Raw genomic sequence first — 23,521 nt, 5'->3', positions numbered from 1 at the left:
TTTGGGACATTTGTCCCTCTGAATCTTTTCCATTCTTGCCTAAATTGTAAAAAAACCTGATTATGGATTTACCACTAGTTTCCTGCATCATGCCTACAGCAAACAGGCAGATTTTCATTCCCTATGCTATTGATTTTTTTATGCACCAGGATTATCCAAATGCAGAGCTCGTTATTATTGATGACAGTGAAGATTCTATCGCTTCACTGATCCCCAAACATCCAAATATCCATTACGTATATAATAATTCATTCGGTACCAGTCTTGGCAAGGTTAGAAATATAGCTTGCGAAAGGGCTACAGGAGAAATTATTGTTCACTGGGATGATGATGACTGGTATGCGCAGGATTGGGTGAGCCAGCAGGCCAATGCTTTAATTAGCTCTGGTGCAGATATTACCGGTCTATGCGATATCAATTTTTTTTCTGCTTTTACCAATAAAAGCTGGACCTACAGAGATACTGAAAAAGAAAAGCCATGGGTTTATGGTGGAACTTTAGCTTACTGGAAATCTTTCTGGAGCCAGCAACCCTTCCACGGCTTGCAGGCTGGAGAAGATAATGACTTTATCTGGAAGTCATCCAAAACTAAAATACGTCCCCATAACTACATTGATGGTTATATCAGCGTCATCCACAGAGAAAATTCTGGCATCCTAATGTATGAAGATCCAAGAAAAAAAATAAGAGTAGAAAAATGGGTGAAAAAGATGGATGCTCCGGAAGTATGTGAAAAGCACTCTATCTTTTCGACCAGTTCAGACCTGCCATTGGTAAGTTGTATTATGCCAACTGCTAATCGTAAAGATTTTATTCCTGATGCGATAGCCAATTTTCTGAAGCAAGATTATATGAATGCTGAACTCGTTATTATTGATGACGGAAAAGAATCTATAATTGATTTAATACATGAAAATCCACGCATCAGGTATTTTTATTTTGAACCAATTGGCAAAATAGGCATAAAACGTAATATCGCTTGTGAAATAGCCAATGGAGAATTAATTACACACTGGGATGATGATGACTGGTACGCACAGGATTGGATTTCCCACCAGGTTCAAGCATTAATGAATGCTGATGCTGACATTTGTGGCATCGACCAGGTGCAATTTTTCGCTCCCACTCTTAATCGCTATTGGATGACAAAAAATAGTAATTCTAAACGCCCCTGGCTAACCGGTGCAAGTCTGATTTATAGAAAATCATTTTGGGAGCAGCACCCCTTTAAAGATCTTCAGATAGGAGAAGACGATGACTATATCCGAAATTCAGGAGCGAGAGTTTTTGCCCATGATTATTTTCAGGGCTTTATAGCCAGGTTACATTCAAATAATACGAGTATCAAGTTTTTCGAAGATGAGGAAGAGCAAAAGGCTAATTAAAAACTAACACTATAATAAATATAAAAACACCATAATTCTATTTAAAAAAGCCCGTAAGTCTGAAAAAGCATGAAGTAATTGATTCTGCACCGTTTTTTGGGAAATATGAAGTATTTCACTAATCTCTTTTGTAGAGCGGTCATCCAGATATTTCATTCTGAAAATTTCCGCCCGTTTTACGGGTTGCATTGTCAGCCAGATAGAAATACACCATTTAAGTTCTTTCGCTTTAAATAAAGAATCAGCCTGTAGTGTAGATAAAAGCAGATGATCAAGCGGGGCTTCAAAATGTGGTGGTGTTTTACCCTTTTTATAAAGTATATATACTTGATAGCGGATAGCCCCTAAAAGATATGGATAGATGTTATCAATGTTTTTCTTTTCTTTTTTCATCCAGAGATTACTAAAGACATCCTGAACAACTTCTTCCACCAGTTCCATATTTCGTAACCGTTTAAAAGTTTCGTTGTAGAGTTTTTTCCAATACCTTTCGTAAATCTCTTCAAATGCAGCCCTGTCCCCTTCTTTCAAGTAAGCAGTTAATTCCACATCAGAGTAAGAATGATAAACCAATTGCGTAGTTCTCATATTTATATAACTAAGTGGTTAAATCACAAAATTTTCAGTACTGGCAAAAATCTATTTTCTAAATTTTTAATAAGCAGAAAGTTGAATCCGGCTAAATGCATTTAAAAAAATAATGACCGCATTTATTTAAAAAATAGTGAATTCCAAATCAACGTATTTACACCTATTTTTAAAACTAACTATCTAAAATATAAAGAATTATGTAAATTCGCCATGCCGACTATCACATTTACACATATGTATAGAATCGGTTTTTTTACCATTTTAATAAAACCAAATATATCCGACACCTTTGTATAAACTGAGCTTATGAAATTCAGATTAATCCTTATAATGTGCACCATATTCTGTGGCATAAATCAGGTAATGAGTCAGGCGCCACCCTCCAATAATCCACAATTGCTTCAAAATGCATGGCCTGCATCCTGGATTACTTCTCCAGCCACACAACAACGTGAATACGGAGTCTATCATTTCCGAAAAACTTTTCTACTTCCTACAGCTACTAAACCAAAATCCTTTTTAATTCATGTAAGTGCAGATAATCGCTATCGTCTATTTGTAAACGGTAAAGCGGTTTGCTCAGGCCCGGCTCGCGGTGACCTGTTTAACTGGTTTTATGAAACCATAGATATCGCTCCCTATTTAACCGAAGGAGAGAATATTCTTGCCGCATTGGTATGGAATATGGGTAACCTTGCTCCTGTGGCACAAGTTTCTAATCAAACAGCTTTTGTCCTGCAGGGTAATTCTGACGCAGAGCAAATGGTCAATACTAATCTGAGCTGGAAGGTCAAAAAAAGTAATGCCTATATCCCCTGTTCTCTGGATAATGGAGAAAGATTAAAAGCCTATATGGTCGTTGGCCCGGGGGACCAGGTAGATGGCAAATTGTATCTATGGGATTGGGAAACTCTTGAATATAATGATGCTTCGTGGAACGCTGCAGCAGAGCTCACACATCCTCAGCCTGTAGGCTATGGAACTGATAATTTATGGACTTTAGCGCCAAGAAATATTCCCTTATTTACGGAAAGTATATTACGTTTTCCAGCCATCCGCCGTACAAACAGTATTAAAGTAACAAAAGATTTGCTAACAGGGAAGAGCCCACTTACTATTCCAGCTAACCAAAGGGTCAGTATTTTACTGGACCAGCAGGCAATGACAGCTGCTTATCCCGAATTAATAGTTTCAGGCGGCAAAGGATCGAGAGTCAAGATGACATATTCTGAGGCATTATTTGATAAACAAAATCAAAAAGGGAATAGAAATGAGATAGAAGGAAAAGAAATTAAAGGAAATTACGACATTTTTATGCCCGATGGTGAAGGGAATAGAAAATTCCGTCCTTTATGGTTTAGAGCTTACCGGTATTTGCAGCTGGATATTATGACTGCTGATGCCCCATTGATTTTGAATGATATATATGGGATGAAAACGGGCTATCCGCTAAAAATGAAGGCTTCATTTTCCAGCAATGATCCTTCATTACAGGAAATATGGAAGGTAGGCTGGCGTACAGCACAACTTTGTGCTGGAGATATGTATTATGACACGCCATATTATGAGCAATTACAATATACAGGCGATAGTCGTATACAAGCTTTAATCTCTCTTTATACCTCTGGCGATGACAGGCTCATGCGAAAAGCGATTCTTGATTTTTATCATTCCCGCACTCCCGAAGGATTAACGCAAGGGCGTTATCCAAGCAACAGATTACAAATCATTCCCACCTTCTCTTTATTTTGGGTATCTATGGTTCATGATTATTGGATGCATCGGCATGATGATGCCTTTGTCAAACAATTTCTTCCGGCTATCAATGAGACGCTGGAATGGTTTCATACCCGTGTTGATCAAAAGAAAAAGATGTTAGGCCCCCTCACATGGTGGAATTTTGTAGACTGGGATAATTTCAATGAATGGGGCACCGCTCCAGGAGCTGATCAGGGAAACTCTTCTATCATCACTTTACAATATGCCTATACCTTAAATCAAGCCGCAGAACTATTCAGAGCTTTTAACCATTCCGCACAGGCGGATGATCAGGTAATGCTCGCATCAGAATTGAATAACCACACTTACTGGTACTGTTATAATGAAGCAAATGGCTTGATGGCAGATACCCCAGAAAAACTAACCTATAGTCAGCATGCAGGTATTTGGGCCATACTAAGTGGAGGTGTTACACTACAGGAAGCACAAACAATGATGAGAAAGGTTCTGAATGATAAATCAATTGGTCAGGTTACTTTTTTTTATCGATTTTATTTAACGCAGGCTTTAAAAAAGGCTGAGATGGGCGATCTATATTATCAGGAGCTCAAACCATGGAGAGCTATGCTAAAAATGGGATTAACAACTTTCGCAGAAAAACCTGAACCTACCAGGTCTGATTGTCATGCTTGGAGTGCGAGTCCGGATTATGATTTTCTAGCTACGATCTGCGGTATCATGCCAGAAAGCCCTGGTTTTAAATCAGTATTAATTAAACCCTCTTTAGGTGAATTAAAAGAAGTTACTGGTACAATGCCTATTCCTTCTGGAAAAGTATCTGTTACACTTAAACGAACTGGAAAAGACGGAATCCATGCAGAGATTTTACTACCACAACAAACCTCAGGAACATTTAACTGGAAAGGGCAGGAAGTCAAATTACGCGGAGGCAAACAAGTTATCGTTATTTAGACCTAATTATATGAACTATAATAGCCTGCTCCATTTGCCCATCCTGAAATTTATTGATGAGCAAGCAGTCTATTTAATTTCTATACGCTATATACAAAAATCAAACATCCAAAATAATAACAGCGTACATAAATTACATTTATGCACGCTGTTATTATTTTTTGATATCGCCATTTTTCCATACTGCAAATTAACACCAGCAAAATCATCCTACTGCAGAACAAACCAATAAATATAAATTCAGTATATCAATTGATTTTTCAAAGCGTTTGAATCGGATTAAATCATAATTCTCATATTGATAACTAAATAATTATAAAAATTCAGTACTAATAAACGCAAATTATAATTTCAAATTTCGTGGAACTAATGACCCTAAATAAATAACATAAATAAAAAAGCATAGAATCAATAAGCCAATTGTGATGTGACAAATGACACATCACATATATGTGTATAAAATCAAAGATTTTTCCCCAGCTAAATTTCTAAATATTTTTAAAAACATCAGATTAATAAGGTTCTAAGCAATGTTTTGAGTATAAAGAGAATATAAAGTTCTTAATTGATAGAGAATTGTTAATACATTTATTTTTATAATAATTAAAGTAAATGATATTTTTCGTATTTTGTTGATTATTAACCTATAACACCATGTATGCACATCAAACTGCTCGTACCAACTTAACAATAAAATATTGAGTTATTTTATAATGATTTGCATAAAATCTAGACTTTAAGTGCAGATCACATTTACAGACTAATTAATAATTCGTGTCATTTTTAAATTATAATATGAAATGGAAAATAAAGAATTGTTCAGACTGCTAGCAGGAAAGAATTCTTTGCGTTTAGAGTTAGAATTAAAACTCAACGAAATGATTAAGAGGGAGTATTATGCCAAAAGTCAGATTATCTTAAAACCAGGACAAATCCCCAACCGCGCTTGGTTTATCGAAAAAGGATCTGCTATGGGATTTGTTTTTAAAGAAGAAAAGAAAGTACCTTTTTGGTTCTGGAATGAGAATGACATTATGGTTCCACTCAATAGTTTTTTCAATCAGATTCCCTCAGACACTTATATAGAACTCTTGGAGCCTGGTGTACTTTTATCCATATCTTTTGAGGACGTGCAAGAAATATTGCTAAGTTTCCCTGAATCAAATGAATATGTGCGGAAGATTATGCAGGATTACCAGCAAATGAGTGAGAAGAGAATTCTTGAATTCGCTGCTTATACACCCGAAGAACATTATTTGCACTTAATGAGAGATTGTCCTGCAATTTTCAGGAAAGCATCAGTAGAAAGTATTGCCGCCTATCTTGGCATATCCCGAAAAACACTAAACCGCATAAGATCCAGAACCAGAAGATTTTAGGATCAGCAGTTAACCGCGCAGTTTCCCCTTATACTTTCTCAAATTATTTGACCAGCCGGCATTTTACCGGCCTTACCGAGCTGTTTCCCTCTACCAGGGGTTACAGCTTTTTTTTTGTACTATAACTTTAATCCTTTTGGGACATTTGTCCCTTTTTTAGCGCCAAATCCGTCAGTAAATTGCCTTCATCAAACAAGATAAATTAACGATCCCTATTAATTGCAGACTGACAAAAATATGTCTTTACACGTCCTTCCCTAGAATGACTATTTCGTTCAGTTCTGCAATTAATTGATTTGGAATTAACCTAATGTATAAAATTATGAACCTACATCCTTTTATTATCATCATTACCGGAATGCTCGTTTTGTTATGGGCATATGCAGCCTTATCAAAACTATTTAATCTCCATCAGTTTAAACAAGCACTGATGACACAGGTATTTCCCCAATGGGTGGGAAAGATTCTAGTTTACGTTTTACCATTGTCTGAGCTTATCTTAGTTGGATTATTGTTAATTCCACAGACCAGGTTGATAGGAATGTATTCATCCTTTTTTATGATGGGTGCATTTACACTTTATGTGGGAGGAGTGGTCTTTAAAATCTATGACCAATACCCATGTGCTTGCGGTGGTTTATTTGCAAAATTAGGATGGTCTAACCACTTTAAAGTAAACATTGTACTGACATTGATTGCCCTCGCAGGGGTAATACTAATGGAAGTATAAGAAATCAGGCATTAAGTTCTTCTAACCTATCCTTCAGTTGATTTAAGCGGTGAATAAAAACTTCAGCAGATCTTAAGTCAGGATTGATCTTTACATAATTTAGATGTGACTCTAAAAAAAGAGGTACATTCATGACCATAACCCCACGTTCCAGTTCAATTTGATCAGGTAAATTTATTCCAGTAAAATAGGCTTCTAATTCTTCTATTGACATCTTGCGAAGTTAAAAGAAATAACTAAAAAAAAGGCTTTCATAATAAGATGAAGGCCTTTTTTTAAAGAAAATATAAAGCTTATAAATTCGGATCATCTGCACTTGGCCCATAACTACCCGGAAGAGGGATATCCAATAAACGAAGATAAACGCCTAACTGAGCACGATGGTGAACAATCTGACTCATAGAATGCCGGATAACTTCCCCTTTTGTTTTTGACATCAGCACCTGCTCCCCATTTTTTAATGTCCAGTTTGGCAATAAATCTTCTTCTTTTGTAGTTTGCAGCGTTGCCACTGCTTCAGCCAATGATTTTTCAAAGATTTCAAGTAATTCTGAATTAGAATTCCACACTGGCGCCTGATAACCCTGGTCTGCAAAATTTAGTCCATCCGTTTTCAAAGTCATGCTCACCCAACCTGGTAATTCAGCAATATGTCCAGCCAATTTACTGATAGACATACTTTTTTCATGCGGCTGCCAATCCAGCTGATCAGCTGGAGTACGTTCCAGCATTTTACGGGTAACTATCGATTCCTCGGTTAGTTCTTTTAGTAAGTTTTGAATAGTTGACGTCATATTTGTTTTATTTGTTAAGTCAAAGAAACAAATGCCCGATGACAACCCTATGTCAGTAGCTCTTTTTATTAAGCGAGTTTTTCACCAATACCAGCATAAATACATCTCACTCTGGCCAGCAATGCCTCTGGTTGTAAAACAACAGCGTGATCAGCGAAAGCAATAAACCAACGGGCAAAACCCTCTAAAGAATTAGTGAGAAACTGTATTTCAATGCCATCCTCCAGCTGATTTTCAGTTACATATCCATGATAATACTTTTGCTGTCCAAGATATGGATAAGCATACTGGTCAACTTTTATAATCACTTCTTCCAACTTAATCTCTTTAAACATATCACGGAGATAATTTTTCAGCGATGGATGACGGTCATTATAGAGTTCCGGGCATGTACTAAGATCTGTGATCCTGTCAAAACGAAAATCTCTATACGCTTCTCTTTCTCTGCAATAAGCAATCAGATGCCAGTAGTTATCCAGATAAAATACACCAACTGGTTCAATCAGCCTTGATGTATGTTCTTGCCTGTAGTAGGCAAAATAATTTAATTGCATTACGTTTTTCCCTGCAATGGCATTCAAGATACTTTGTAAAGGGTTATGATGCGCATGAAGTGCTGGTGATACATGCGTAGCCTTAAATACCTCTATTTTGTCATCCAGATTTTCAAGGTAATCTTTATCTGCACTTTTCAAAACAGCTCTTATCTTATAAAGCGCGTTGCTGTAAGAACTACCATTCGCAGTATCAGTGAGATTTACGACTAGCTTTTCTGCAGTAATGAATGCTGTAGCTTCTTCACGGGTAAACATCACCGGCGGTAACCTGTAGCCATCTGTCAGTGAATATCCCACCCCTGCTTCACCAATAATTGGTATTCCAGCTTCTTCCAGAGATCTTATGTCCCGATATACTGTTCGCAAGCTAATTTCAAAACGGTTAGCAATATCCTGTGCTCTGATCGTTCTGCGTGATTGCAATTGAATGAGTATAGCAGAGAGGCGGTCTATTCGGTTCATAGCTCAAAGCTATAAATTTAGCTAATAAAATTAGCATATTAAATTTATCTATTGTTCACAGATGCACACTATATGTTCATTTACGAACGATTATTTTTAACTTAATTTAGAAAACATAGTTTATTGCTATTGGATTAACATTTTTTTTATTGGCATATCCTTAGCTAAACGATCAATTCATCAATTGATCCTTATTTAATAACAGATATGTTTAAACTGAATTTCAAAATAGCAATGCGTAATCTTTGGAAAAACAAGGTATTTACTTTCATAAACATTGGTGGTTTAGCAATTGGTATGGCCAGTTGTCTCATTTTACTACTGTATGTCGCTTATGAAATGAGTTACGATAAGCAGTTTACTCATCATGAGAAGACTTACCTGGCGATTGATAATTTAACCGCCAATGGGCAGATCACAAGCTGGCCATGGACTCCTGCGCCAATGGCCAGAGAGATCAGGGATAAAATACCAGGAGTAGCCTACACTTCTCACTCTACCTTCCCAGAAAAAACATTAATCAGCTATAAACATAACAACTTCAAAAAACAAGCAATTTATGCCGATCCGTCTTTCCTTAAAATACTGGACTATAAATTTATTAAAGGTAATCCAGCCCTTGCCTTAAAACAAGTAAACACAGTAATACTGACCGAAACACTAGCTAAAAGTCTATTCGGCAGTGAAGACCCAATTAATAAAATAATAAAACTGGGAAACACTGAAAACCTGAAAGTCGAAGCTGTGATTGAAGATATTCCCATAAACAATAGTATCAGGTTCGATTATCTATTGCCCTGGGCATTAAATGAGAAGCATAATCCACCTCTCAAAGAACCCAATTGGAAAAGCAATGTCTGCATGACTTTGGTACAACTCAAAGACAATCAGTTTTTCAATCAGGTCAACAATCAGATGAAAGGGATTTATAAAAGAAACAGAACTATCTCTTCCAGTGAAGCCTTTCTACATCCTGTTTCTAAAATGCACTTATATGATAAATTTGAAAATGGAAAATCTACAGGTGGTAAAATTGATCAGCTCAGGATCTTCCTGATGCTCGCTTTTTCTATTTTGCTGATTGCCTGCGTAAATTTCATGAACCTCTCTACAGCAAGATCTGAAAAAAGGGCAAAAGAAGTTGGTGTGCGCAAAGTAATTGGCTCTTCCAGAAAATCCCTGATCAGTCAATTTATGCTGGAATCCATGTTATTAGCATTTATTGGCATGCTGATAGCCTTTACCTTACTGGAAATCAGTCTCCCATATTTTAATGCGTTACTACATATGGAACTGACTATTAACTATAAAGACTGGAAATTCTGGTCAGTATTAGTTAGTTTAACCTTATTGACCGGATTTGTAGCAGGAAGTTACCCCGCATTTTATCTTTCCTCCTTTGAACCAGTTAAAGTATTGAAGGGATTTAATACCGCTGGAAATTCTTCTCTTTCAATCCGTAAAATACTTGTAGTCTTCCAGTTTATCTTCGCCGCCTGCCTTATAGTTTGTACTGCTGTAATCTATCAGCAATTGAATTATGTAAGAAATAAACCGATTGGATATAACAAGGCCGGTCTGATAGACATATTTGCCGAAGGAAAAATAAGGACCAAATCTCAATTACTTTTGATCAAAAATCAATTACTTAAATCCGGTGCCGTCACCGATGTAACTTATTTCAGTCAATCTCTCGATGATGGAGGGAATAATACAAGTGATTTTAGCTGGGCAGGTAAAAAACCAAGTGATATATTCATCTTTAATTACCGGAACACAGGATACGATTTCACTAAAACAACCGGTGCAAAAATGTTGTCAGGACGGGATTTTTCTCCCAAATATAAAGACTCAGCAACAATTATCATAAATGAAGCAGCGGTAAAAATAATGGGTTTAAAAAATCCTGTAGGTACTGTAATTAAATATGCTAACCAACCATTAACAATTATAGGGGTAATGGAAGATTTTGTTATGGAATCTCCCTATAAAAGGGCAGAACCGATGGCTATTAGTTATAATATGAATGAAATATATACAATCATTGCCAGGCTGAATCCTAATCAGAATGTAAGTAATTCAGTCAATAAGATTGATGATATAATTAAAACGATGAATCCAGATTTTCCGGTAGAAAGGCATTTTGTAGATGAAAGTTTCGAGACGAAATTTCATAACGAAAAGCTATTGGGCATTTTATCAAATTGGTTTGGTGGTTTTGCTATTTTCATTTCCTGCCTTGGACTTTTAGGGCTGGCCTTATTTATGGCAGAACAACGAAAAAGAGAAATAAGCATCCGTAAGGTACTAGGGGCAAGTAATTTAAATATTATTACCCTATTGAACAAAGATTTTATAAAGTTGGTAGCTATTGGTAATTTAATCGCATTTCCAGTTGCTTATCTCCTTATAAACAACTGGCTGGCCTCCTATAGTTTCAGAATAGCTATTTCTATATTACCTTTTGCGATTGCAATTGGACTTTCGCTACTAATTACCATACTGACAGTAAGCTTTCAATCCATTAAAGTAGTTAAATCAAACCCAGCAGACTCCCTTAAAAACGAATAATTACTACCTGCAAATAAATTAAAACTACCTATCCTTTTTAAGCTGCTCAAGCCTTTCTTTTTGTTCTTTGATACGACTTTCCATCCGGCCCTGTTTTTCTTGCGAGTGAGCTTCTAAAGTACCTCTGTCGGCATTATGTTCATGATGATTATCTACCCAGCGTGACAACTGATTTTCACGGAGAGCGACAAGTTTGGCAGGTGCTGGAATAAAGGCCTCATCGTCTACACTTGTTCTGGTAATATCTTGCGTTAACGGCTCCAGAACAGTATTAACAGGAGTTTCCCAATCTTCCCAAACATGAGCAATCAATAAAGACTTACCGTTCGGAATATTTGCAGAAACTTTATCCAGGTAATCTGATACTCCTTCTGCCCTGACTGTATCGCCAACAGAACCGGCAACCATACCAGCACCTATACCTACAAGAAAACCAAGCGGTCCGGCCAATAATCCAATTAATCCACCAATTATCCCTCCTCCTATTGCACTGTAACCTTCCGCTTCATCTTTAGCAGAGCGAATCGCTGTATTTCCATCCTTATCCTTACTTAGAATATAAGATTCCCCTAAGGAAATTTCTTGTGAATGAGCTAATTGACGTATAGCCTGCATGGCATTAAATGCCTCTGAATCGGTATTGAACAAGGCCTGTATTATTTTTTCCATAATTGATAACTTATTGGGTAAAAACTATACTATAAAAGCAATCAAAAAGCCGTTTTGTTTGGTGCAACTGGTTTAATATATAACATATCGGCTATTTTATATAATTTTCTTGAAGGGCCTTACACCACTGCTTAAGTTTGAAGTATGAGATACTTAGCAATCAACATCAATTATAAACTGGATCAGGATTGGTACTGCAGATTAGGATCTATTGTAGCCTGCCATCAATATTTTAGCGAACTTGGGCCTGAGCATGGTCCCAGCGTTGCAATTTACGATATAGAAATGGGAAAATATATTTGGCTCAGCGAGGCATACCGCGAAAACAACCCCCGTTTAATTGGGATTATACAGGATGCTACAAAGTCTGTAAAGGCCTGAAGATTAAATTACCCTAAAGGACAATTATCGCAGCGCTTACCTTTTTTATACTTCTCACAACATTCCTTTTTCTTTTTAGATTTGGAATGCTTTTTATCTTTATGTTTTTTCTTATCCACGGTACAAATCTTACAGCTCTAAAAACAATAATTAAGATACAAAATTACAATTAATTAATGAGATGATAATCAGACAAGTTTAATACTATTAAACCATTTGTCATGAATAGCATCATAAATCCCATTTTGCCTTAACAAATCAAGAGTTTCATTAATCTGATGCTTAAGTGCAAGATCACCCTTTTTCATTGCTATAGCATATTCAGACTCTGTTCCCGGCATAAACATACCAATCTTTAGGGATTGATGTTTTGCAAGAAAGCCACCCACAATAGGTGAATCATCTATGAGCACATCGATTTTATGCGCAAGGAGCTTTTTATAGAGTTCATCATTTGTATCCGTATGTACAGTTACATTCCCGGGAAACTGGGCCATGACATATTTTTCAGCCTCAGTAGCAGTCCTGATCCCTATTTTTTTATTCTTAAAACTACTCAGATCAACCAGACCATCTCCACCATTAACCACCGCACATAACTGGAATTGCAAATAAGGCTTGCTAAATTCCAGGATCATTTGCCTGGAAGAAGTCATAGTCACTGCCGAGCAGATCATATCCAGCTCACCTTTATATAGCTTTTCGAGGATAGTTTTCCATAATGAAACCTCATAATGTAGTTCGAGATTCAAAACTTCAGCAACTGCCCGGATCATGTCTACCTCAAATCCTTCAAATACAGATGAATTATAATCGCTGTGTAAAGGAAAAGGCGCTGCAGAATCCAGTCCTATCTTCAATATTTGTTTCATAATTTGTTATTTCAATTCTCAGGGGTCGCATATTTGCATCGATCCCTTATTTTATTCATTTTTTTCTAATGAAGATTAACAACCCGGGCCAACTCGTTGTTTTATACTGACAATTTTAGTTAATTTTAAGGGTCTTTTTCAATAATCTCCAATATAAATATTTCATTTGACGATCAGAAAATTAAAACCATCAGAAAACGCTGATTAATACCAGAGTTATGCCTGCGGCAAATAACGTACTTAGAAAATTCACCCAATCATTGCCCAAAAAATTGCGCCGTTCAAGACCAGCTCCCAGCACTGAATCCGAAAAATTCCCCATCAAACCTGCAAAAACAAGAATTACCATGCCACCAGCGCTTACGCTAAACAGCCTGTAGATTAATGCAATTACACCTGCCCCTGCTATACCAATCAATGTACCTTCTAAACTGATGACACCGTCGAGCCCTTTTCGCTCTCTTTTCCAGTTCAAACAATTATAAAACCTTTTCCCATATAATACACCCAACTCAGAAGATAAAGTATCCGCTGTAGCTGAGGCAAAACTTCCAGCTGCCATCAAGAGTAAAACCTCTTTATACGCAGGAAAAACTATCGCTACAAAAGAAAGCAGCGTTGCTGCCCCAGCATTAGCCAGCACTTGTCCGGATTCTCTTTGAACAGCATCCCCAGGTTTATCCAGTTGCGTTTTCGCTTTCCTGCCCCATGCTGTAGCCAGTGTCCCCAATAAAAAAAAAGCGGCCAGCAAAGCCAGTCCTGCATAACCAATTCCAAGAAAAATGAGTATTCCGCATAATACCCCGGTAGTGGCTGCTCCTATAGTTAACTTTCGGAAATAGACACTAAAATATCCGCCTGCAATCAATAAAATAGCAACAGGAAGAGCGGTGTGTTGAATCAACATGCTTAAAAGTATTAAAATTTATGAGACAGCCTTGACAAGATTGAAGATATTCTTTGTAATTTTAAAAAATATATGTTTCGTTATTTTCTGGGTGCGTTATTTCTTTTGATGAGTACTTCTTGTGCGCTAATTGCACAGGAAAAATCTGCCTTAAAAGACACTGTAGCACAGCAAGATGTAAACGATATATTTAGAATATTGTTTAAGAAAAAAACGGATACTACTTTAAAAAAGACCAGCAGTCTGGCCGTTCTGCCAACCATTGGATATACCCCAAGTACAGGCTTCATGTTCGGTGCAGATGTTGCCGTAACTAAGATATTCGGCAATCCTAAAACCACTACAATATCAATTTTTGATGCTTTCGGAGCAGTTTCAACTAACCAGCTTGCCCTGATACAATTAAAACATAACGTCTATTCTGAAGCCAATCAATGGTATTTGGAAGGAAGTTGGGAATTTGGAAAAACTGTTGTTCTTGACCATGGGATTAGCACAGGCAAAGATGACCCTGGAATATCTCCGATCAAGTATACTTATGCAAAGTTATATGAAAATATATACCGCAAGATATTTGATAACTTTTATGCCGGAGCAGGCCTGGCTTTTAATTATTATACAAATATTGACGACGAACGCGAGAATTCAGCCAAGTCAAAAACCAGGAATCACTTTTACAGTGTTAAAAATGGCTTCCCTACGTATGGATATACAGCCAGCGGACTCTCAGTAAATCTATTATATGATACACGTGACCAACCATTTCGTGCTTATAAAGGGGTTTATATCAATCTATCGCTCAGATCAAATAGAAAATGGTTAGGCAGTGACCAGAATGCCACACAATTAAAAACAGAATTGAGGAAATACTGGTCACTATCCAGAAAGAATCCTGAGCACGTGCTTGCCTTCTGGTTATGGGGCTCTTATCTGTTAAAAGGAAAAATCCCCTATTTGGAATTGCCAGGAACAGGAAGCGATAGTTATCAGCGTATGGGCCGTGGCTATACAATTGCCCGCTTTAAAGGTCCCTCTTATTTTTACAATGAACTGGAATACAGATTCCCCATTACAGCGAATAAACTAATCAGCGGCGTCACATTCTTCAATATGCAAACTGCTAATAACCAGTCCCGCACACGTCTATTCGACTATTGGGAACCAGGTGGAGGAGCCGGATTACGTATCTTATTCAACAAACATACAAGAACAAACCTATGTCTTGATTATGGCTTTGGTAATGGGTCAAATGGTGTGTTCGTCGGCATCAACGAAGCCTTCTAAAACTCGAACTGAACCTTTGCCCTTAACCCATATTTAGAAATACCAGGATTGTCTAAATAATTGAATCTTCTGACTAAATCCAGGCGGACAACTTTAAAAATATTCCCAATCCCTATACTTCCTTCTATATATGGTAATTTACCGAGCGAATAAGTGGTTTTTACGCCATCACCATTTACCGGGAACTGCAATAAAGAAGCATCCTGATTAGGATCATTCTCTTTTCTCAAACCACCATATAAACCTTTGAAAGTAATGTACTCTCTTAATTTCAGCTTTTTGATCAATGGTATTCTATTTAATATCAATCCATTGAAATTATGATCAATATTCAAACTCACATAATGATCACTTACAAATTCCATAAAATTCATCAGGTTATAAGCGTATATCTGGTAAGAATAACTTTGATTTGCTCTATGGATATCCAGTAATGGAAAAGGCACCTTACCCGCTATATAACCACCCTCTAATCTCACATCTGAACGTCCGAACTGTGACATATAGAACCGCTTATCAATACTGCCCATAATGTTATGATAATTGTATTGTCCTCCAAATAACCCTTTTATTCCTCTTGAATAATTCAGGTTAAATACCGGATACTTTTCGATAATCCGCTCACGGAAAGTTTTACCCTGATAAAATTTCTCAAAGGGTGCATAACGAAGATCCAGGCTAAATTCAGAACTGATAACCCGATCAGTTAGTACCGCTTTATTCGCTACATAATTAGCGAAAATGAGCGATCCAGCAGGAGTTTGCGCCCATTTTTTAAACCCAAGATTAAAAGAAAAGTGATTGCTATATTCCTGCATATAGTTAACCCTGTAATAATCACTATATAAGAATTGATTGTTTTCTCCACGTTTAAAAGATGCAATAAAATTATCCTCTGGAATTATATTTTTAGCACCATCTCCAGGAATATCAACATCACGCTGGAAACTCGCTCTGATAAAACTTTGGGGAAAAGTATAAATAGACTTATTGTTAAAAGCATAAGCAGCACTCAGATAACCTTTCATCTTTTCATCCTTAAAACCATAGGCAGCATAAGTATCAAAATAAAATCTTTTACTGAAGTCTGTAGTCGTCCGGCCTCCGAACCTTAATCTGAAGCCCTCCAGGTTATTGAAACTATAAAAACTATAGATAGGGCCAACCTCAGTCTTTCCATATTTTTTATAACCTATAAAAAGAATAGAAGCTACATCCATTAAACGCTTGAAAGACTTCATTTGACCAAGGCTATCCATATTGCGGTAAATTTTGATCTTTTCTTTCGCCAAAGTATCCAGACGATTATTTGCCCAGAATTGATCAGACCTGCTTTCTGCTTCCGGAACCACAACCAGGCTTTCCCCCTTATAAATCGCATCTGGTTGCATTACGTTTGTTTTATAATCCTTAATCACGACCGTCCGCTCTCCTTTAAAGCCTCTGCCCCCATCACTTCCCAAACCAAAGTCTACTAATAAATGACTTTTACTCAGGTAAAACTTGCCCAATGAATCCTTTTCAAAATTTAGCTTAACCTCCATAGCCCGGACAAAATTTATATTTACATCTTTGCCCGTTTTCAAGAATGCATTCTGAACAGCATACTTCCCATCCATTGTGATATAGATCTTTCCTTCAAATAACAGTGCATTTTTATTACGGGGCACGAACGAAAGCTCAATTAAATTAGGCTTTGAAGTCCTGATCGTATCGGTAATAAAAAACTTATAAAATGTAGGTGCACTAGCAGCAATAGGGCTTAAAAACTGGCTATTTGTAAAAATGATATTGTTATCATAGATATTTACATCTGCATACATTCTTTCAAAATAATTACCAATAGCATTATTATCAACAAGCCCGTTATCAAAATTCACATGCTTATCAGCCAGCATAATCACTTTTGTTTTTTCAGGATTTTTACGGTAATAATTCTGAGAAAACCGTTCACGAAGATAAATAGGTAAAATGTTTTTTCCACCTATTGCAGACGAATCCTGCTGATCAAATAAGAACTGATATTTACGGAAAAGCTTTTTATTCTTAAATTTCTCTGATAAATTACTAAGTGAAAACTGCATCCAGTCATACTGCTGATACTGCACTGCATCTGCACTTTCAAGCCTGTTCATCGATTTATGCTCAATTACTTTCCTGATCAGTTCAACAGCTGGATTTCCCTTATTCTTGTAAGGAGCCTTTTTATTAGAACTGATCTTTACTTCACTCAGATTCTGTGACTCTTCCTGCAACTTAATATTCAGTACCTGAGACTGACCAGCAACCACAGGAAAAAAGCGTGTTTTAAAGCCTATATATTCGACTTGTAACTGCGTATAAGGCTCAGTCGTACTAATCTCGTATTTTCCGTCAATATCTGTTCTTGCCATTATTTTTGAACCCTTAAACAAAACTGTAACATAAGGAATAGCGCTTCTATCCTTAATATTTGTTATAGTTCCTGAAATTACGGTACGCTGCGCTGCAGCCTGGAATGTAAAAAGAAAAACAAGTACAGTTAGTACACAAAAAGACTTCTTCTGGATATCAATCATAATCTAAAACGCCTGGCCTAAGTCTTTTTGTTAATATTTTTATGCAAATAACTGCTTAATCACGACACTGATCAGCTGTGTATTAGATGATAACTATTTGTATACCACATAATAACTCTAATTAACCAAATGTTTCTCAATTAAGATGTTAATGTATGTTAAAAATCATACCAATTTATGACTGTAACATAAAAAAAATCAAAAACATATGTTTATGGACAGACTGCATAGCTATAGGCCACAGCAACAACACTAACTTAAGCCAATTGTTTTCTCCCGGAATGCTTTTGGCGCGGCCATGGTCTGGCGTTTAAAGAAAAGATTAAAGTTTGCAGGATATTCGAAACCCAGGCAATAGCCTATTTCTGAAATATTCCATTCCGTATGCTTAAGCAGGGCAATAGCCTCATTTGCAATACGCCCGGAAATATGCTCTGAAGTCGTTTTACCAGTTACTTCCTTCACCGCATGATTCAGGTGATTGACATGGATAGACAACCTTGCAGCAAAATCATTCGCTGTACGAAGCTGTAATACATGCTCAGGAGAATAAATGGGAAACTGTCTTTCCAGCAGTTCAAAAAACAAAGATGCAATGCGGGAAGAAGCATTATTTGATTTTACCTGTACTTCACCAGGCTGCATTTTCATCGCCTCATGAATAAGCAGATTGACATAATTACGGATCAGATCATACTTATAAGTATAATCACTCTCCATTTCTACCAACATTTTTTCAAAGATCCTGCCCACATGTCCCTGTTGTTCCTTATTGATATAAAACACAGGATTATCCTGTATCCTGGCCAGCAAAGAATTCTTTAACGGTTCTGTACGCTGACGCATGAAATTTTCAGTGAACAAACAGAAATAGCCAGATTGGAATTCAGAAGTTGACTGCCACGAATATGGAATAGTCTGATTGGTAATCATCAATGCACAACCATCAATTTCTATCTGACGGTCTGGATAATGTAATACCCCTTTTCCAATAATGTAGGCAATTTTATAAAAATCTCTCCTGTTATAAGGAGAAGGATTTAAGGTGCAGTAACCGAACCTTTTAAATACATTAAAATGTCCGGTATGTGCATCAAGTATTGTATTGGGAATAGTGACGTCTGGTCGGTTAACAGCAAACATCTCATAAAACTCCTGAAGGGACATACTTTTTTTCACGCATTAAAATTGCATAAATTTTAAGATGTCCCTATATTTTTATTGTAATATTATGGTTTGATAACGTCTCCAGGATGAATTTCTTCATTTGCCTGACTAACCAGTACATCTCCTTCTTTGATATCACCGAAGATCTCGATCCTGTCATCCGTCTCACGGCCTTTCTTTACGGTTACCTTTTCTGCTTTTCCATTCTGCGCACGAATCACATATATTCCTTCAGCACTCTCCACTAAAGCCGTTTTAGGAACAGTAAAAGTACTCGCATTCGCTGGCAAAGGAATAGAAACATCTGCGACCATTCCGGGTAAAAGCTGCTTCAGTAAATTAGGCACATCCATTTCTACCCTTTCTGAACGTAAACGCTGATCCAGTGCACCAGACAACCTTTTTACTTTAGCAGTAAACAAGAGATCCGGTTGTGATTTCACTGTAAAAGTAACTGCATCTCCTTCCTTAAGATAACCCGTGTATAATTCTGGGATAGAGATGGCCAGACGTAAATGTTTCTGCTGCTGTAAAGTGAATAATGGGAATTCAGATCCTTTTCCCGAAGGCCCTACATAAGCTCCAAGATTCACATTTCTTGAAGAAATCACCCCATCAAAAGGAGCACGGATTTCCAGGTAATTCTGGATAGAACCAACTTCTCTATAAGCAGCCTTTGCAGCATTAAACTGCGCAAAATCTGAATTTCTTTTGGCAATCGCCTGGTCCAGATCGTTCTTGGAAATTGTTCCGGGAGTTTTACTGGTTTCAAACAAACGGTCATAATTTGCTTTACTAGCCGTATAAACAGCTTCCTGAGATTTCAAACGAGATTCCGCAGCAGCAAGCTGCGAAGCCAGTTCTGGCGCTTCAAGAGTCATTAACAATTGTCCTTGCTTAACTTCAGACCCAATATCTGCCTTTAACGTTCTCACAAAACTGCTCACTTTAGCATAAAGATCAACCTGTTGATAAGCAATCAGCTCACCAGGCATTTTTAATGAAGTAGCCATTTTCTCTTTGCTCAAAACAAAAGTCTTGATCTCAGTTTTTTTCTCAGTAGTCTTATTTTCTTTTTTCTCTTCATGGTGACAACTGCTTAATAAAGCTGCCAATGCAATACTGCTTAAAAAAAAGGAAGTCCGGCGGAATATTTCTTTGTTCATTATAGGAGATGCTATGTATCTGTTCTTATTTGTACCTAAGGTGTTCAACACCTGATTATTATTTACCTTCATGTAATCCTTTAATAAAATGTGCACTTTCTTCATCTTCCGGATCTAATGATAAAGACTGCGTAGAAACTTTACCTTGTACCCAGGCAAATACCAAAGGCAAGATAATTAATACGGCGAAAGTTGAAGCAATTAATCCTCCGATTACCGCTCTTCCCAATGGAGATACCTGATCCCCGCCTTCACCATGACCAATAGCCATCGGCAACATACCCGCTACCATCGCTACACTGGTCATAATAATCGGACGTAAACGTAACCCCGCTGCTTCTCTGGCAGATTCCAGTGCATTACCATTATGTTTTCTTAATTCTTCCGCATTCGTAATTAACAGTACCGCATTGGCAATCGATACCCCGACCGACATGATAATACCCATGTAAGACTGTAAATTAAGCGTAGAGCCTGTCAATTTTAACAGCAATAACGAACCTAATATTACCGCCGGAACTGTTGCCAAAATAACAAGCGGTACTCTGAATGACTGAAAATTAGCTGCCAACATTAAGAAAATCACAACAATAGCCACTAATAAACCAGTCTGCAAACTACTCAGCGTATCATCCAGCACTTTTCCCAGACCAATCTGTTCTACCACAACTCCCCTTGGCAGTTCACCAAGATTTTTGATAGCCAAAGCCACATCTTTATTGGCTGATCCTAAATCTTTATCATTCAGATTAGCAGTTACAGATAAATATGGCGTAGCCCCAAGGTTATCATTTTCACCATAAGTCGTATCAGCTTTAATCGTAGCTACATCACTTAACACAGGTCTGCTGCTGTTTTTAAGCAGAGGAATTTCACCAAGATCATCCTTACTGTTCATCTGGTTTAAAGGAACCTGTACCTGAACACCATAAGATAAACCGACCTTCTCATCCACCCAGTTATTTTTATCCGTATAACGGGAAGACGAAGTTGAGGCAACCAGTGATTTTGAGATATCACTTAAGTCAATTCCGAGTTGAGCCGCGCGTACCCTGTCAATATTAATATTCAAAGAAGGATATTTAATCGGTTGTGCAATCTGCACATCTCTCATGTAATTTATTTTCTTTAATTCAGAGACGATTTTACCCGCATACTTTTCATTTATCTTTTTGTTTTTACCAGCAATCCTGACTTCAACCGGAGTTGGAGAACCCTGACTTAATACTTTATCAGTTAATTCGATAGGCTCAAATGATAACTTTACATCAGGAATCTCTTTTTTAACTTCATCACGCAACTTATCTTTCAGCTCATCCATATTCACATGGTAATCTTTCAATGCGATCTGGAAAACAGCCTCATGAGGTCCACCCATAAATAAATAGATTGGATTCACTGAGAAAAGTGCAGGGTGCTGTCCAACATAAACAGAAGTAATTCCCACATGCTCAGGCCCTACCAGTTTTTTCAGGACTTTCAGAATCATATTTGCCTTTTCTTCTGTTCTTTCTATGCGTGTGCCATCGGGAGCACGCATCCTCAGCTGAAACTGGCTTGAATTCACTTTAGGCAATACATCACGGCCAATATTCGATAACATCAAAATTGCAGAACCAATAATAACGATCAGGTAGATAATAACTACCGGTTTACGGATCAGGAATAAACGATCAATGAAACGCATAAACCGATTCCTGAATTTATCAAACAAAGTCACCTTTCCACCCTCTTGGTAACCTTCACGCTCTACCAGGATTTTTTTCTGATTTAGTGTTTCCTGCTCAGATTCCAATGTTAAGCCGGTTTGATTAAAGGCATCCTCATCCTCAGTAATTGCAGGATTAGTTTTGACATGCTTATGTGGATGTGCCACCATCAACCAGTTGGCCAGAATAGGTACAAAAGTCTGAGACAACAGGAAAGAAATGATCATGGAGAAACCAATAGCCAGCGCTAAAGGTAAAAATAAGGCTCCAGGTATACCTGTCATCGTAAAAGCAGGTGCAAATACAGCAAGTATACATAATAAGATCAGTAACTTAGGAAAAGCAATCTCCTTACAAGCATCCCATATAGCCAGTGCTTTAGGTTTACCCATATCAAAATGCTGGTGGATATTCTCTATAGTTACCGTAGACTCATCTACCAGGATACCAATCGCCAGTGCCAGCCCCGAAAGCGACATAATATTAATGGTCTGTCCAAATAATTTCAGGAACAATACACCTGCAATAATTGAAGTTGGAATGGTCAGGATAACAATTAATGCAGCTCTTTTATCTCCTAAAAATAACAATACCATTAATCCCGTCAAAATAGCTCCTATTGCACCCTCACTGATTAAACTTTCTACCGCATTGATCACAGACACAGACTGGTCAAACTCATAAGATAACTTTACATCCTCAGGTAATGTATTTTGAATTTTCGGCAAATTAGCTTTCAGGTTCTTAACTACGTCCCATGTAGAAGCATCTCCCGACTTTGCAATACTCAGATAAACAGAACGTTTACCATTAATCAACGCATAACCATTAGTTATATCTGCTCCATCTTTTACACTGGCAACATCCCGTAAATAAAGATTCTGAACCCCTCCTTTAAACAATGGGATATTCTCAAAATCCTTAATTTCTTTAATCGTATAATTGGTTGGTGTAATATAGTTTTTATCCCCTATACGCACGTTTCCCGAAGGAGCCGTCTGGTTATTGGTACTGATAGCACTTACAATCTGCTCTATAGTAAGATTATGCGACCGCATTAAACCTGGATTTACGTTAATTTCTACCGTACGCGGACTACCTCCAAAAGGTGCCGGGGCCAGTAAACCTGGAATGGCCGTAAAAGAAGCACGGACATAGGTATTCGCTAAATCCTGCAACTCATTATTACTACGGGTCGGACTGCTTAATACCAGCTGTCCAATAGGTAATGACGAAGCATCAAACCTGATAACAAAGGGGGGTTGGGACCCGGGGGGAAAGATCGCCTGGGCCCGATTGGACAGCGCACTCAACTCTGAGGCTGCCTGTGCCATATTCGTTCCCTCATAGTAGGTCAGCTTCATCAGCATCAAACCTTGTGTATTTTTAGTTTCAATGCTTTTTATACCATTTGCAAAAAGCAGGATATTGACATAGTTTTTAGCAAAATAAGACTCCATTTGAGTAGGTGTATATCCCCCAAACGGGTGGGCGATATAGATAACCGGCAAATTCATCTGAGGTAAAATATCGACCTTGATACTGGTCATGGCACTGATACCAAAAAACAGTAAACCGGCAACAAACACCATTATTGAAATGGGTTTTCGCAATGCAAAACGTATTAAATTCATATCTGGGTAGCAGC

The 23,521-nt window shown here is 37.4% G+C and carries 18 protein-coding genes; 7 read left to right on the top strand and 11 right to left on the bottom strand.

All coding sequences use genetic code 11. The features are described 5' to 3' along the window. Positions 1-62: 62 nt before the first annotated feature. Positions 63-1,385 (top strand): glycosyltransferase family 2 protein, encoded by a 1,323-nt coding sequence (locus tag AY601_RS04230; RefSeq protein ID WP_084359079.1) that lies wholly within the window; start codon positions 63-65, stop codon positions 1,383-1,385. A gap of 9 nt (positions 1,386-1,394) precedes the next feature. Here AY601_RS04230 and AY601_RS04225 read toward each other — a convergent pair whose 3' ends face one another. Next, entirely contained in the window at positions 1,395-1,973 is a 579-nt protein-coding gene (locus tag AY601_RS04225) for an RNA polymerase sigma factor (protein ID WP_068396900.1), read from the bottom strand. Positions 1,974-2,339: 366 nt separating this feature from the next. On the opposite strand from AY601_RS04225, the gene AY601_RS04220 reads away from it, so the two are divergent. The 3 genes from AY601_RS04220 (at position 2,340) to AY601_RS04210 (ending at position 6,776) form a co-directional block, all read left to right on the top strand. After that, positions 2,340-4,667: an alpha-L-rhamnosidase N-terminal domain-containing protein gene (locus AY601_RS04220; protein WP_198163611.1), complete on the top strand. Its 2,328-nt coding sequence runs from the start codon at positions 2,340-2,342 to the stop codon at positions 4,665-4,667. A gap of 800 nt (positions 4,668-5,467) precedes the next feature. After that, entirely contained in the window at positions 5,468-6,046 is a 579-nt protein-coding gene (locus tag AY601_RS04215; RefSeq protein WP_068396895.1) for a Crp/Fnr family transcriptional regulator, read from the top strand. Between the two features lie 322 nt (positions 6,047-6,368). Then, positions 6,369-6,776: a MauE/DoxX family redox-associated membrane protein gene (locus AY601_RS04210; protein WP_068407151.1), complete on the top strand. Its 408-nt coding sequence runs from the start codon at positions 6,369-6,371 to the stop codon at positions 6,774-6,776. Between the two features lie 4 nt (positions 6,777-6,780). On the opposite strand, the gene AY601_RS04205 is transcribed toward AY601_RS04210, so the two are convergent. The 3 genes from AY601_RS04205 to AY601_RS04195 all read right to left on the bottom strand — a co-directional run bounded on the left by AY601_RS04205 (position 6,781) and on the right by AY601_RS04195 (position 8,589). Continuing rightward, complete coding sequence (locus tag AY601_RS04205) at positions 6,781-6,990, bottom strand: DUF6965 family protein (protein WP_068396891.1); 210 nt, start codon at positions 6,988-6,990, stop codon at positions 6,781-6,783. A gap of 79 nt (positions 6,991-7,069) precedes the next feature. Further along, positions 7,070-7,570, bottom strand: coding sequence for a DinB family protein (locus tag AY601_RS04200; protein WP_068396888.1), 501 nt, complete (start codon positions 7,568-7,570; stop codon positions 7,070-7,072). 68 nt (positions 7,571-7,638) lie between these two features. Continuing rightward, the gene (locus AY601_RS04195) at positions 7,639-8,589 is read right to left on the bottom strand and encodes a helix-turn-helix transcriptional regulator (RefSeq protein ID WP_068396885.1); all 951 of its coding nucleotides are present in this window, start codon (positions 8,587-8,589) and stop codon (positions 7,639-7,641) included. 207 nt (positions 8,590-8,796) lie between these two features. Here AY601_RS04195 and AY601_RS04190 point away from each other — a divergent pair, with 207 nt between their 5' ends. Continuing rightward, a complete protein-coding gene (locus tag AY601_RS04190) occupies positions 8,797-11,160 on the top strand; it encodes an ABC transporter permease (RefSeq protein WP_068396882.1) in 2,364 nt (787 codons plus the stop codon). 24 nt (positions 11,161-11,184) lie between these two features. On the opposite strand, the gene AY601_RS04185 is transcribed toward AY601_RS04190, so the two are convergent. Further along, positions 11,185-11,829, bottom strand: a complete 645-nt coding sequence (locus AY601_RS04185) for a DUF1269 domain-containing protein (protein ID WP_068396879.1) — start codon at positions 11,827-11,829, stop codon at positions 11,185-11,187. A 144-nt stretch (positions 11,830-11,973) separates the two neighbouring features. Between AY601_RS04185 and AY601_RS04180 the strand changes: the two genes are divergently transcribed. After that, positions 11,974-12,210, top strand: coding sequence for a hypothetical protein (locus AY601_RS04180; RefSeq protein ID WP_068396876.1), 237 nt, complete (start codon positions 11,974-11,976; stop codon positions 12,208-12,210). 188 nt (positions 12,211-12,398) lie between these two features. Here AY601_RS04180 and AY601_RS04175 read toward each other — a convergent pair whose 3' ends face one another. Beyond that, positions 12,399-13,082: a substrate-binding periplasmic protein gene (locus AY601_RS04175; protein ID WP_068396873.1), complete on the bottom strand. Its 684-nt coding sequence runs from the start codon at positions 13,080-13,082 to the stop codon at positions 12,399-12,401. A 190-nt stretch (positions 13,083-13,272) separates the two neighbouring features. After that, a complete protein-coding gene (locus AY601_RS04170; RefSeq protein ID WP_068396869.1) occupies positions 13,273-13,989 on the bottom strand; it encodes a DUF92 domain-containing protein in 717 nt (238 codons plus the stop codon). Between the two features lie 72 nt (positions 13,990-14,061). Here AY601_RS04170 and AY601_RS04165 point away from each other — a divergent pair, with 72 nt between their 5' ends. Beyond that, a complete protein-coding gene (locus tag AY601_RS04165) occupies positions 14,062-15,273 on the top strand; it encodes a BamA/TamA family outer membrane protein (RefSeq protein WP_068396866.1) in 1,212 nt (403 codons plus the stop codon). Here the strand turns inward: AY601_RS04165 and AY601_RS04160 are convergent. From AY601_RS04160 to AY601_RS04145, 4 genes are all read right to left on the bottom strand, one after another. Beyond that, positions 15,270-17,831, bottom strand: coding sequence for a DUF5686 and carboxypeptidase-like regulatory domain-containing protein (locus AY601_RS04160; protein ID WP_068396862.1), 2,562 nt, complete (start codon positions 17,829-17,831; stop codon positions 15,270-15,272). The genes AY601_RS04165 and AY601_RS04160 overlap by 4 nt on opposite strands. Positions 17,832-18,083: 252 nt before the next feature. Then, the gene (locus AY601_RS04155; protein ID WP_068396859.1) at positions 18,084-18,998 is read right to left on the bottom strand and encodes a helix-turn-helix domain-containing protein; all 915 of its coding nucleotides are present in this window, start codon (positions 18,996-18,998) and stop codon (positions 18,084-18,086) included. 62 nt (positions 18,999-19,060) lie between these two features. Further along, positions 19,061-20,164, bottom strand: a complete 1,104-nt coding sequence (locus AY601_RS04150) for an efflux RND transporter periplasmic adaptor subunit (RefSeq protein WP_068407147.1) — start codon at positions 20,162-20,164, stop codon at positions 19,061-19,063. Between the two features lie 58 nt (positions 20,165-20,222). Beyond that, positions 20,223-23,507 (bottom strand): efflux RND transporter permease subunit, encoded by a 3,285-nt coding sequence (locus AY601_RS04145; RefSeq protein ID WP_068396856.1) that lies wholly within the window; start codon positions 23,505-23,507, stop codon positions 20,223-20,225. Positions 23,508-23,521: the final 14 nt, after the last annotated feature.

Origin of the sequence: Pedobacter cryoconitis, from assembly GCF_001590605.1 — a bacterium.
Lineage (GTDB): Bacteria > Bacteroidota > Bacteroidia > Sphingobacteriales > Sphingobacteriaceae > Pedobacter > Pedobacter cryoconitis_A.
Note: the sequence above shows the minus strand (reverse complement) of the source record. Positions and strands in the feature narration are given on the sequence as shown.